We start from the raw sequence: 12,901 nt of genomic DNA, 5'->3' as shown, positions 1-12,901 counted from the left end.
CGATGAATATAAGACAAATCCGAAAATACCCTGAGATTCGCTGAATTTAACCGAAATTGACGTTTAAATGTCGCCAATTACCCGAGCCGGCAATCGGCTCAGGTCAACGACGTATCGACGATGCGGCGCGGCGTCTCGATATATTCCTTCGACTGCATCTCGACGATGCGCGAGACCGTACGCGCGAATTCGTTGGCCATCGGCCCTTCGACGTACAACGCCTCGGCCGGCACCGCCGCGGACATCAGCAGCTTGACCTTGTGGTCGTACAGCACGTCGATGAGCCACGTGAAGCGGCGCGCTTCGGACGCCATCCGCGGCGACATCTGCGGCACCTCGGACAGCACGATCGCATGGAAGCGGCTCGCCAGCTCGAGGTAATCGTTCTGCGAACGCGGGCCACCGCACAGCGTCGCGAAATCGAACCACACGACGCCGTCCGCCTTGCGCAGCGCCTTCAGCTCGCGCTTCTCGATATGCAGGATCGGGCTCTCGTCGGGCACGGCCGCGAGCTTGCCGAATGCATGGCGTAGTTCGCGATCGGCCTCCGCGCCGAGCGGCGTGTGATACATCTTCACCTGCGCGAGCGTGCGCTGGCGATAGTCGACCCCCGCGTCGACGTTGAGCACGTCGAGCTTTTCCTTGATCAGCGCGATCGCCGGCAGCATGCGGTCGCGATGCAGGCCATCCGGATACAGGTCGTCGGGATCGTAATTGGACGTCATCACGAACTGCACGCCGTTGTTGAACAGGCGGTCGAGCAGGCGGTATAGGATCATCGCGTCGGCGATGTCCGACACGTGGAACTCGTCGAAGCAGATCAGCCGGTAACGCTTCGCGATGCGTCGTGCGAGTTCGTCGAGCGGATCGGCCTGCCCTTTCAGCTCCTCGAGCTCGCGGTGCACTTCGCGCATGAATTCGTGGAAATGCAGGCGCGTCTTGCGCTGCACGGGCACCACCGCGTAGAAGCTGTCCATCAGGAAGCTCTTGCCACGGCCGACACCGCCCCACATGTAGACGCCGCGCGGGAGATCCGGGTGATTGATGAGCTTCTTGAACGCGTTCGAGCGGCGCGCCTTGTAGTCGACCCATTCGTCGAAACAGCGCTGCAGGCGATCGACGGCCGCGCGCTGAGCGGGATCGGACTGATAGCCGCGCGTGGTCAGTTCGCGCGTGTAGTATTCGGTGACGTTCATCAGGGCAAACCGGAAAAAACAAAGGCGAGCGGGAAAAACCCGCCCGCCCTCGTCATGAGACGGTTGCGCCAGCCGGTGGCCGGCCGGCGCTATACCGCGCTCAGCTGTTCAGCGAGCGCTTGTCGACCGCGAGCGCCGCTTCGCGCATCACTTCCGACATCGACGGGTGCGGATGGCAGATGCGGGCGATGTCTTCCGACGCCGCCTTGAACTCCATCGCCACCACGGCTTCCGCGATCAGGTCCGACGCGTTCGCCGCGATCACATGCACGCCGAGCAGTTCGTCGGTCTTCGCGTCCGCGATCATCTTCACGAAACCGTCCGGCGCGTTCATGCCGAGCGCGCGGCCGTTGATCGAGAACGGGAACTTGCCCGACTTGATCTCGCGGCCTTCGGCCTTCAGCTGCTGCTCCGTCTTGCCGACCCATGCGATTTCCGGGTACGTGTAGATCACCCAAGGAATGCAGTTGTAGTCGATGTGCGGCTTCTGGCCGTCGATCACTTCCGCGACCAGCACGCCTTCGTCTTCCGCCTTGTGTGCGAGCATCGGGCCGCGCACCACGTCACCGATCGCGTACACGTTCGGCACCGCCGTGCGGCAGTGGTCGTCCACGTCGATGAAGCCGCGCTCGTTGGCCTTCAGGCCGATGGCCTCGAGGCCGAGGTTGTCGGTGTTCGGCACGCGGCCGACCGACACGATCAGGCGGTCTGCGTCGAGCGTCTGCGCGTTACCGTCCTTGTCCGTGTACGCGATCGACACGCCGTCGGCGCTCGTCTTCACGTCGCCGATCTTCACGCCGAGATGGATGTCGAGGCCCTGCTTCTTGAACAGCTTCGCCGCTTCCTTCGCGAGCGCTTCGTCGGCTGCGCCGAGGAACGCCGGCAGCGCTTCGAGCACCGTCACTTCGGCACCCAGGCGACGCCACACCGAGCCGAGCTCGAGGCCGATCACGCCCGCGCCGATCACGGCGAGCTTCTTCGGCACCGCGTCGAACGTCAGCGCACCTTCGTTGTCCGACACGATCTTGTTGTCGACCGGGATGTTCGGCAGGTGACGCGCCTTCGAGCCCGTCGCGATGATCACGTTCTTCGCGGTGACGACTTCGGTTTCACCCTCGCCGCTCACTTCGATCTGCACGCCGGCGTCGGTCTTGCCGGTGAACTTGCCATGGCCCTTCAGCCAAGTGATCTTGTTCTTCTTGAACAGGAACTCGATCCCGCTCGTCATCTTCTCGACGATCGCGTCCTTGCGGCCGAGCATCTTCGCGACGTCGATCTTCACGCCGTCGACCGTGATGCCGTGGTCGGCCAGGTGATGCGACGTGTTCTCGAACTCTTCCGACGACGCGAGCAGCGCCTTCGACGGGATGCAGCCGACGTTCAGGCAAGTGCCGCCGAGCTTCAGCGCGCCGGCCGGGTTCTTCCACTTCTCGATACAGGCAACGGTCTTGCCGAGCTGCGCGGCGCGAATCGCGGCGATGTAGCCGCCGGGGCCGGCGCCGATCACGACGACGTCAAATTCCTTGGACATGACAATCCTTTCTACTTGTACGCCCGTGGGTTCGCGCGTGGGCGCGAACCCGCGGACCGGGTCGATGCGGTGAGACTCGGCTTACAGGTCGAGCAGCAGGCGTGCCGGATCTTCCAGCGCATCCTTCATCGCGACAAGCGACAGCACGGCTTCGCGGCCGTCGATGATGCGGTGGTCGTACGACAGCGCGAGGTAGTTGATCGGGCGGATCACGATCTGGCCGTTTTCGACGACCGGACGCTCCTTCGTCGCGTGCACGCCGAGGATGGCCGACTGCGGCGGGTTGATGATCGGGGTCGACAGCATCGAGCCGAACACGCCGCCGTTCGAGATCGAGAACGTACCGCCCGTCATTTCCTCGATCGACAGCTTGCCGTCCTTCGCCTTCTGGCCGAATTCGGCGATCTTCTTCTCGATCTCGGCGAGGCTCAGCTGATCCGCGTTGCGCAGGATCGGCACGACCAGGCCGCGCGGCGAACCGACCGCGATACCGATGTCGAAGTAGCCGTGATAGACGATGTCGTTACCGTCGATCGACGCGTTCACGAGCGGGAACTTCTTCAGCGCATGCACGGCCGCCTTCACGAAGAACGACATGAAGCCGAGCTTCACGCCGTGTTCCTTCTCGAACTTGTCCTTGTACTTGTTACGCAGCTCCATGACCGGCGCCATGTTCACTTCGTTGAACGTCGTCAGGATCGCGTTGGTCTGCTGCGATTCGAGCAGACGCTCGGCGATACGCGCACGCAGGCGCGACATCGGCACGCGCTGTTCCGGACGGTCGTTCAGCCAGGTCGCTGCCGACGCCGGCACCTTCACTTCCGGCAGCGCCGGCTTCGCGGCGGCGGTCTTCGCCGGTGCGGCGGCCGGAGCCGCCTTCGGTGCGCTGCCTGCTGCCAGCGCGTCGCCCTTCGTGACGCGGCCGTCGCGGCCCGACCCTGCGACGTCGCCCGTCGACAGGCCCTTCTCGGCCAGCAGCTTCGCGGCGGCCGGCGATGCGGCGGCCGAGCTCGATGCGGTCGCGGCAGCCGGCTGGGCGGCCGGCGCGGCCGCTGCAGGCGCGGCGGCCGGCTTGACTTCGGCGGCGCCTGCCGCTGCTTCGGCAGCACCTGCCTTCGCTTCGGTGTCGATCGTCGCGATGATCTGGTCGGCGACCACCGTGTCACCGTCGTTCTGCAGCACTTGCGCGAGCACGCCCGCTGCCGGCGCCGGCACTTCGAGGACGACCTTGTCGGTCTCGAGTTCGATCAGGATTTCGTCCTGCGCGACTGCTTCGCCCGGCTTCTTCTTCCACTGCAGCATGGTGGCTTCCGACACCGACTCCGACAGCTGGGGGACTTTGACTTCTACGATAGCCATGTGATTTTCCTGGATGCTTAATCTGGGGTGTGACGAGGTTCGTGCGATTCCTTCGGCCGGTGCGGCGCGCGACGCGCGCGGGGGCCAAAAGGGACGGGAAAGCGCCGCGCGCCTTCCCGTGTCGCTTGACGTCGGTTATTTCGCGATCGATGCGCTCTTCAGGCGGCCGAATGCCCCTTCGATCAGGGCCTTCTGCTGCTCGTAGTGCTTCGCGTAGTAGCCAACCGCCGGCGAGGCCGAAGCCGGACGGCCGCTGTATGCCAGCTTCTGCCCTTCCTTCATGCCTTCCTTCAGGTGGTGCTCGACGTAGAACCAGGGGCCCTGGTTCTGCGGCTCGTCCTGCACCCAGACCACTTCAGTCGCGTTCTCGTACTTCTTCATTTCGGCTTCGAACTGCTTGTGCGCGAACGGATACAGCTGCTCGATACGGATGATCGCGACGTCGTTCGCCTTCGCTTCACGGCGATGCGCGACGAGGTCGTAATACACGCGGCCCGAGCATGCCAGCACGCGCTTGACCTTCTTCGCGTCGATGCCACCATCGGTTTCGCCCAGCACCGGCTGGAACGAACCCTTCGCCAGTTCCGACAGATCCGACACCGCTTCCTTGTGGCGCAGCAGCGACTTCGGCGTGGCGACGATCAGCGGCTTGCGGAACAGACGGATCATCTGGCGACGCAGCAGGTGGAAGATCTGCGCCGGCGTCGTCGGCTGGACGACCTGCATGTTGTGGTCGGCACACAGTTGCAGGAAACGCTCGATACGCGTGGACGAGTGTTCCGGACCCTGGCCTTCGTAGCCGTGCGGCAGCAGCATCGTGAGACCGGACACGCGGCCCCACTTCACTTCGCCCGACGAGATGAACTGGTCGATCACGACCTGCGCGCCGTTGACGAAGTCGCCGAACTGCGCTTCCCACAGCACGAGCGTGTTCGGCTCGGCGGTCGAGTAACCGTATTCGAAGCCCAGCACCGCTTCTTCCGACAGCACCGAGTCGATCACCGTGAACTTCGCCTGACCGTCGGCGATGTTCTGCAGCGGCACGTACGTGCCGTCGTTCCAGCGCTCGCGGTTCTGGTCGTGCAGCACCGCGTGACGGTGCGTGAACGTGCCGCGGCCCGAGTCCTGGCCCGTCAGGCGCACCGAGTAGCCCGATGCGACGAGCGACGCGAACGCGAGGTGTTCGCCCATGCCCCAGTCGAGCGGCTGGTCGCCGCGCGCCATGTTGCGGCGGTCGTTGATCACGCGCTCGACGAGCGGGTGAACCTTGAAGTTTTCCGGGACCGTGGTGATGCGTTCGCCCAGGCGCTTCAGTTCGGCGAGCGGCACGGCCGTGTCGGCTGCATCCGTCCATTTGCGGTTCAGGAACGGAACCCAGTCGACCGCGTACTTGCTCTTGTAGTTCGACAGGACCGGATCGACGGTGTGGTGACCGTCGTCCATCGCCTTGCGGTACGCCTTCACGTAGTTGTCGGCGTCTTCCGCGGTGATCACGCCCTGCTGCACGAGCTTCTCGGCGTACAGCGCACGGGTGCCCGGGTGCTGCGCGATCTTCTTGTACATCAGCGGCTGCGTGACCGCCGGCGTGTCCTGCTCGTTGTGACCCAGCTTGCGGAAGCAGACGATGTCGATCACGACATCCTTGTGGAACTGCATCCGGTAGTCGATCGCGATCTGGATCGCGAGCACGACGGCTTCCGGATCGTCGCCGTTCACGTGCAGCACCGGCGCTTCGATCATCTTGACGACGTCGGTACAGTACAGCGTCGAGCGCGCGTCGCGCGGGTCGGACGTCGTGAAGCCGATCTGGTTGTTGATGACGATGTGCAGCGTGCCGTGCGTGCCGTAACCGCGCGTCTGCGCGAGGTTCAGCGTTTCCATCACGACGCCCTGGCCGGCGAAGGCCGCGTCGCCGTGGATCTGCACCGGCAGCACCTGCAGGCCGTCTTCGTCGCCGCGACGGTCCATCCGCGCCTTCGCGGAACCTTCGACCACCGGGTTCACGATTTCGAGGTGCGACGGGTTGAACGCGAGCGACAGGTGGACCGGGCCGCCTTCCGTCGACACGTCCGACGAGAAGCCCTTGTGGTATTTCACGTCACCGGCCGGCAGGTCGTCGACGTGCTTGCCTTCGAATTCGGCGAACAGGTCGGCCGGCATCTTGCCCAGCGTGTTGACCAGCACGTTCAGACGGCCGCGGTGAGCCATGCCGATGATGATTTCCTGCACGCCGCTCTTGCCCGCGTGCTGGACGACTTCGTCCATCGCCGCGATGAAGCTTTCGCCGCCTTCGAGCGAGAAGCGCTTCTGGCCGACGTACTTGGTGTGCAGGTAGCGCTCGAGGCCTTCGGCGGCCGTCAGGCGATTCAGGATGTGCTTCTTCTTGTCGACCGAGAAAGCCGGCGTCGCGCGGGTCGATTCCAGGCGCTCCTGCCACCAGCGCTTCTGTTCCGGGTCGCTGATGTACATGTACTCGGCGCCGATCGTGCCGCAGTACGTGTCGCGCAGGCCCTTGACGATGTCGCGCAGCGAAGCCTGGTCGAAACCGAAGTACAGGTTGCTTGCGCTGTACGTCTGGTCGAGGTCGCCTTCGGAGAAGTCGTAGAACGCGGGTTCGAGTTCCGGAATGGCCGGACGTTCGCGACGCTTCAGCGGATCGAGGTTGGCCCATTGCGAGCCAAGGAAGCGGTAGGCGCTGATCAGCGACTGGACGTGCACCTGCTTGCGCGCGGTTGCCAGATTGCTGGTGCTTTCGCGCGGGATGAAGGCATTGGCCTTCGCGCGCTCGGCGAACGATTCGACGATCGGGAAGTGAGCGACGTCATTGGCGTTGGAGCCGTCCGTCGCGGGCACGTTCTGCAGCGCGTCGAAATACTCTCGCCAGTTCTCCGGCACCGACGCCGGATTGTTGAGGTATGCATCGTACAGTTCTTCAACGTACGAAGCATTGCCGCCGAACAGATAGGAGTTCAGCTGAAACTGCTTCATTACATCTGACATTTTACGCTCACCTTTCTTCGAGCTTCTCGAGAAATAGCGGGTTACTCAACCTTCCGCGACACGGCCTGACCGTTTAGCGGATTGCGAATCAAGTCTTGCTTGGAAGGACCTAAAACTTGCGTGCGCGCAGCATATCACAGAACCGATACCGGAGTTCACGGTGAAATGTGCCCGAAAGCACCGCGTGGCGGGGTTTTGCCGGATTGCCGCGACCCGCCGGAACAGTGTTTTGCAGGCACTCCGGTTGTGCGATGCGCGAATGCAAAAAAGGCTGCCCGAAGGCAGCCTCTTTCGTCGTGCGCGGGAACAGTCGATGCTTAGTCGACCGCGCCTTCGCGGCTCGCGCGGCGACGCTCGTGCTCCTTCAGGAAGCGCTTGCGCAGGCGGATCGACTGCGGCGTCACTTCGACGAGCTCGTCGTCGTCGATGAATTCGACCGCGTATTCCAGCGACATCTGGACCGGCGGTACCAGACGCACGGCTTCGTCGGTACCCGACGCGCGCACGTTGGTCAGCTGCTTGCCCTTGATCGGGTTCACGACGAGGTCGTTGTCGCGGCTGTGGATGCCGATGATCATGCCCTCATACAGCGCGTCGCCCGGCTTCACGAACATGCGGCCGCGATCCTGCAGCTTCCACAGTGCGTAGGCCACGGCCGCGCCGTCGTCCTGCGAGATCAGCACGCCGTTGCGGCGCTCGAACACCGAGCCGTCCTTGACCGGTGCGTACGAGTCGAAGATGTGGCTCATCAGGCCCGTGCCGCGCGTGAGCGTCAGGAATTCGCTCTGGAAGCCGATCAGGCCGCGTGCCGAGATCTTGTATTCCAGGCGCGTACGGCCGCGGCCGTCCGACGCCATGTCGAGCATTTCGCCCTTGCGGCGGCCGAGCTCTTCCATCACGCCGCCCTGGTGCTCGTCCTCGACGTCGACCGTCAGCAGCTCGTACGGCTCGTGACGCACGCCGTCGATTTCCTGCATCACGACGCGCGGACGCGACACGGCCAGCTCGTAGCCTTCGCGGCGCATGTTCTCGACGAGAATCGTCAGGTGCAGCTCGCCGCGGCCCGACACTTCGAACACCGTTTCGTCGCCGGTATCCTTCACGCGCAGCGCGACGTTGTGGTTCAGTTCCTTCATCAGACGGTCGCGGATCTGGCGGCTCGTCACGAACTTGCCTTCGCGGCCGGCGAGCGGCGACGAGTTGACGAGGAAGTTCATCGTCAGCGTCGGTTCGTCGACGGTGATCATCGGCAGCGCTTCCGGCGTGTCGACCGCGCAGATCGTCGCGCCGATGCCGACGTCTTCGATCCCGTTGATCAGCACGATGTCGCCCGCTTCGGCCGATTCGACCTGCACGCGCTCCAGGCCCTTGAACGACAGCACCTGATTGATCTTGCGGTTCAGCACGTCGCCTTCCGGGCCGAAGCGCATCACGACCGGCTGGCCCGGCTTGATCCGGCCGCGCGTGATGCGGCCGACGCCGATCCGGCCGACGTACGTCGAATAGTCGAGCGACGTGATCTGGAGCTGCAGCGGCGCTTCCGGATCGGCCGGGCGAACCGGCACGTGCTCGAGGATCGCCTCGAACAGCGGGCGCATGTCGCCTTCGCGCGCGGCCGGGTCGAGCGACGCATAGCCGTTCAGGCCCGACGCGTAGACGATCGGGAAATCGAGCTGCTCTTCGGTCGCGCCGAGCTTGTCGAACAGGTCGAAGGTCTGGTTGATCACCCAGTCGATCCGCGCGCCCGGACGGTCGATCTTGTTGACGACGACGATCGGCTTCAGGCCGAGCGCGAGCGCCTTCTTCGTGACGAAGCGCGTCTGCGGCATCGGGCCCTCGACCGCGTCGACGAGCAGCAGCACCGAGTCGACCATCGACAGCACGCGCTCGACTTCGCCGCCGAAGTCCGCGTGCCCCGGGGTGTCGACGATGTTGACGTGCGTGCCTTCGTATTCGACCGCGCAGTTCTTCGCGAGAATCGTGATCCCGCGCTCTTTTTCGATGTCGTTCGAGTCCATCACCCGCTCCGCAATCTGCTGGTTGTCGCGGAAGGTGCCGGACTGGCGGAGCAGCTGGTCGACGAGCGTGGTCTTGCCGTGGTCGACGTGGGCGATGATGGCGATATTGCGAAGGGCGCGGGTCATAGAAACCTGGAAATCGTTTGAACGCGCAAACGCGCGCGCTCGTTTTCCACGGGGCGCGCGCGTTGCAGCTTGGAGAGCCTCAAATTATAGCACGTGTGCGTGTCGACAGCTGTCCCGCGCGTTGCAACGCAGCAAAACAGGCTGCGCCAATCCGCTTCGCCCCACCGCGCCCGGACGAAAAACCTTATCGAGACAAGGGATTCTCGCCGTGCCGAGCACGCGCTTAGCCGTTCGATTAACATTTGCCGCGGCAAGCAATTGTGCCTATACTGCTGCCTAGTCAACTATTGCAGCTTCAGGGTTTTATGTCGGATTCTCCTACCCCACCGCCCGTTTCGCCGTTGTCCACGTATCAGATGAACGACAGCGTCGGCTATCTGATGTCGCGCGTGAAGTCCGTGATGACCAACCTCGTCACTCAGCGCACGCAGGAAGAGCTCGGCATCACCGGCACGCAGGCGAGCATGCTGTTCATGATCGCGGTCGGCAAGTGCTCGACGGCCGCCGAACTGGCGCGCGAATACGGGATCGACGCGAGCGCGGTCACGCGCCTGCTCGACCGGGTCGAGAAACGCGGCCTGCTGTCGCGCGTGCGCAGCATCGAGGACCGGCGCGTCGTGCGCCTCGAACTCACCGACGAAGGCCGTGCGCTAGCCGAACGGCTGCCGCCCATTTTTCGCAGCGTGCTCGACCAGGTGCTGGACGGGTTTACGCCGGAAGAAGTCGGGTTCCTGAAGAGCATGCTGCGCCGCATTCTCAGCAACTATTGCGAGACGGCCGGCGGCAGCGTCACGTAATAGTTGCCATAACAATTACTTTTGACAGATTAATGTAAGGAAATCCTTGCAGTGTCCATCATTCATTCCGAGTCAGGGGTTAGCGCGATGAAAACCTCCCCGTTGTCCGTGCGCGCCGGGTCGTGCCGCGCCGCCGTCGCCGCCGCGGTCGCCGCGCTGGCGCTGGCGGGCTGCGCGAATTACATCGGCATCAAGAGCGACAAGCAGATCGCCCCCGCGTCGCAATTCGAATCCGCCCAGAGCCTGCCGGCCCAGGGCGGCCAGTGGCCGGCGCTCGACTGGGCGAGCCAGTTCGGCGATCCGCAACTGCCGAAGCTGATCGACGAAGCGCTGCAGGGCAACCCGTCGATCGCGCAGGCGCAGGCACGCATCGCGAAGGCGTCGTCGTACATCGAATCGTCCCGCTCGAACCTGATGCCGAAGGCCGAAGCCAGCTATTCGTGGACGCGCGAGCTGTATTCGTCGAACGCACTGTTCCCGCCTCCGTACGGCGGCCAGTGGTACAGCGAGAACAACGCGCTCGCGAGCGCGTCGTGGGAACTCGACCTGTGGGGCAAGAACCGCGAACGCCTGCACACGGCCGTGTCGCAGGAAAAGGCCGCCGAAGCCGACATGCAGCAGGCGCGCATCACGCTCGCGTCGTCGGTCGCGCGCACCTACAACTCGCTCGCGCAGCTCTATGCGCTGCGCGACATCGCGCAGCGCGAGATCAGCAACCGCGAGACGGTCGGCAAGATCACCGACGGCCGCGTATCGGCCGGCCTCGACACCAACGTCGAACGCCAGACGGCCCGCGGCAACATCGCGACGACGCAGGCTTCGCTGTCGGACCTCGACGGCCAGATCACGACGGTGCGCTACCAGCTCGCCGCGCTGCTCGGCAAGGGCCCGGATCGCGGGCTGCAGATCGCGGCGCCCGTGATGAACCCGAGCGGCGACGTCACGCTGCCCGGCAACCTGCCGGCCGATCTCGTGTCGCGCCGCCCCGACATCGTCGCCGCGCGCTGGCAGGTCGAAGCCGCGATGCACGACGTGAAGGAAGCGAAGGCCGAGTTCTACCCCGACGTGAACCTCGCGGCCGGCTTCGGCTTCGATGCATTCGGCTGGGGCAAATTCCTGAATTTCGCGAGCCGCCAGGCGCAGTTCGGCCCGGCGATCCACCTGCCGATCTTCGATGCCGGCGCGCTGCGCGCCCAGCTCAAGGGCCGCTACGCCGATTTCGACCTGTCGGTCGCGAACTACAACCAGACGCTGATCAGCGCGCTGAACGACGTCGCGACGCAGGTCGCGTCGATCCGCGCGGTCGATCGCCAGATGGGCGACGCCCAACGTGCGCTCGACGCATCGACGCGCGCGTACGATCTCGCGGTCATCCGCTACAAGGCCGGCCTGTCGCCGCAACTGCAAGTGCTGACGGCGGACAGCAACCGCCTCGCATCGGAGCAGACGGTGACCAACCTGAAGATGCGTCGCCGCGACATGCAGCTCGCGCTGATCAAGGCGCTCGGCGGCGGGTTCGACGCGACGGGCACGCCGCTCGCCGCGCCCGATGCGGCCACGCCGACCAAACAAGCCGCCAACTGAGCCGGCGCCACCACTACGCAGACACTCGAAATAACGGACGGAGAAAATCGCCATGAGCGACCAACAAAACGCCGCCAGCGCGCAGCTGCAGAACAACGGCAAGCGCAAACGAATGATGACGCTGCTCGTCGCGGTCATCGTGATCGCGGCCATCGCATACGGCCTGTACTACTTCCTCGTCGCCCGCTTCCATGAAGACACCGACGATGCGTACGTGAACGGCAACGTCGTGCAGATCACGCCGCAGGTCACCGGCACCGTGATCGCCGTGAAGGCGGACGACACGCAAACGGTCAAGGCCGGCGACCCGCTCGTCGTGCTCGACCCGGCCGATTCGCAGGTCGCACTGCAGCAGGCGGAAGCCAACCTCGCGCAGACGGTGCGCCAGGTGCGCGGCCTGTTCGTCAACGACGACCAGTACCGCGCACAAGTCGCGCTGCGCCAGTCCGACCTGTCGAAGGCACAGGACGACCTGCGTCGCCGCCTCGCCGTCGCGCAGACGGGCGCCGTGTCGCAGGAAGAAATCTCGCACGCCCGCGACGCGGTGAAGGCCGCGCAGGCATCGGTCGACGCCGCCCAGCAGCAGCTCGCATCGAATCGCGCATTGACCGCGAACACGACGATCGCATCGCACCCGAACGTGATGGCCGCCGCCGCGAAGGTGCGCGACGCATACCTCGCGAACGCGCGTAACGTGCTGCCGGCGCCGGTCACCGGCTACGTCGCAAAGCGCTCGGTGCAGGTCGGCCAGCGCGTATCGCCCGGCAACCCGCTGATGTCGGTGGTGCCGCTCAATGCCGTGTGGGTCGACGCGAACTTCAAGGAAGTCCAGTTGAAGCACATGCGCATCGGCCAGCCGGTCGAGATGACGGCCGACATCTACGGTTCGTCGGTCACGTACCACGGCAAGGTCGTCGGCTTCTCGGCCGGCACGGGCTCGGCGTTCTCGCTGCTGCCGGCGCAGAACGCGACCGGCAACTGGATCAAGGTCGTGCAGCGCCTGCCGGTGCGTATCGAGCTCGACCCGAAGGATCTCGACAAGCATCCGCTGCGCATCGGCCTGTCGATGCAGGTCGACGTGGACATCAAGGACGAACGCGGCGACCAGCTCGTCAACGCGCCGAACACCGTCTACGAGACCAACGTGTTCGCGAAATACGGCGACGAAGCCGACGCCGAAATCGCGCGCATCATCGCCGAGAACGCAGGCGGCAACGCGTCGGCGCCGGTCGCGGCGAAGCAGAACGCCGCCGCGAAAATGATGTAACCGTTCCGACTCCGGAAAGACAA

The 12,901-nt window shown here is 64.6% G+C and carries 8 protein-coding genes; 3 read left to right on the top strand and 5 right to left on the bottom strand.

What is annotated here, in order from left to right; genetic code table 11:
- Positions 1-98: 98 nt before the first annotated feature.
- The 5 genes from zapE to typA form a co-directional block, all read right to left on the bottom strand.
- On the bottom strand, positions 99-1,196 hold the full coding sequence (zapE, locus tag GJG85_RS07560) for a cell division protein ZapE (protein ID WP_027811308.1): 1,098 nt from the start codon (positions 1,194-1,196) through the stop codon (positions 99-101).
- Between the two features lie 100 nt (positions 1,197-1,296).
- A complete protein-coding gene (lpdA, locus tag GJG85_RS07555) occupies positions 1,297-2,727 on the bottom strand; it encodes a dihydrolipoyl dehydrogenase (RefSeq protein WP_050012492.1) in 1,431 nt (476 codons plus the stop codon).
- Between the two features lie 81 nt (positions 2,728-2,808).
- A complete protein-coding gene (gene odhB, locus GJG85_RS07550) occupies positions 2,809-4,086 on the bottom strand; it encodes a 2-oxoglutarate dehydrogenase complex dihydrolipoyllysine-residue succinyltransferase (protein ID WP_050012491.1) in 1,278 nt (425 codons plus the stop codon).
- Between the two features lie 135 nt (positions 4,087-4,221).
- Positions 4,222-7,086 (bottom strand): 2-oxoglutarate dehydrogenase E1 component, encoded by a 2,865-nt coding sequence (locus GJG85_RS07545; protein ID WP_050012490.1) that lies wholly within the window; start codon positions 7,084-7,086, stop codon positions 4,222-4,224.
- Positions 7,087-7,403: 317 nt separating this feature from the next.
- Complete coding sequence (typA, locus tag GJG85_RS07540; protein ID WP_006476159.1) at positions 7,404-9,230, bottom strand: translational GTPase TypA; 1,827 nt, start codon at positions 9,228-9,230, stop codon at positions 7,404-7,406.
- 305 nt (positions 9,231-9,535) lie between these two features.
- Here typA and GJG85_RS07535 point away from each other — a divergent pair, with 305 nt between their 5' ends.
- The 3 genes from GJG85_RS07535 (at position 9,536) to GJG85_RS07525 (ending at position 12,878) form a co-directional block, all read left to right on the top strand.
- Positions 9,536-10,027, top strand: coding sequence for a MarR family transcriptional regulator (locus tag GJG85_RS07535; protein WP_050012489.1), 492 nt, complete (start codon positions 9,536-9,538; stop codon positions 10,025-10,027).
- A gap of 87 nt (positions 10,028-10,114) precedes the next feature.
- On the top strand, positions 10,115-11,611 hold the full coding sequence (locus GJG85_RS07530; protein WP_050012488.1) for an efflux transporter outer membrane subunit: 1,497 nt from the start codon (positions 10,115-10,117) through the stop codon (positions 11,609-11,611).
- A gap of 52 nt (positions 11,612-11,663) precedes the next feature.
- Positions 11,664-12,878, top strand: coding sequence for an HlyD family secretion protein (locus GJG85_RS07525; RefSeq protein ID WP_204383821.1), 1,215 nt, complete (start codon positions 11,664-11,666; stop codon positions 12,876-12,878).
- The last annotated feature ends 23 nt before the right edge of the window (positions 12,879-12,901 follow it).

The sequence above is a fragment of the Burkholderia sp. MS389 genome (assembly GCF_016899425.1).
In the GTDB taxonomy this organism is placed as follows: Bacteria; Pseudomonadota; Gammaproteobacteria; order Burkholderiales; family Burkholderiaceae; genus Burkholderia; species Burkholderia sola.
This window is presented reverse-complemented; position numbering and strand designations above follow the sequence as displayed.

What these genes read in the sequence shown, in the direction of transcription:
- zapE (WP_027811308.1), bottom strand. Translation starts at nt 1,196, where the DNA reads ATGAACGTCACCGAATACTACACGCGCGAACTGACCACGCGCGGCTAT.
- lpdA (WP_050012492.1), bottom strand. Translation starts at nt 2,727, where the DNA reads ATGTCCAAGGAATTTGACGTCGTCGTGATCGGCGCCGGCCCCGGCGGC.
- odhB (WP_050012491.1), bottom strand. Translation starts at nt 4,086, where the DNA reads ATGGCTATCGTAGAAGTCAAAGTCCCCCAGCTGTCGGAGTCGGTGTCG.
- GJG85_RS07545 (WP_050012490.1), bottom strand. Translation starts at nt 7,086, where the DNA reads ATGTCAGATGTAATGAAGCAGTTTCAGCTGAACTCCTATCTGTTCGGC.
- typA (WP_006476159.1), bottom strand. Translation starts at nt 9,230, where the DNA reads ATGACCCGCGCCCTTCGCAATATCGCCATCATCGCCCACGTCGACCAC.
- GJG85_RS07535 (WP_050012489.1), top strand. Translation starts at nt 9,536, where the DNA reads ATGTCGGATTCTCCTACCCCACCGCCCGTTTCGCCGTTGTCCACGTAT.
- GJG85_RS07530 (WP_050012488.1), top strand. Translation starts at nt 10,115, where the DNA reads ATGAAAACCTCCCCGTTGTCCGTGCGCGCCGGGTCGTGCCGCGCCGCC.
- GJG85_RS07525 (WP_204383821.1), top strand. Translation starts at nt 11,664, where the DNA reads ATGAGCGACCAACAAAACGCCGCCAGCGCGCAGCTGCAGAACAACGGC.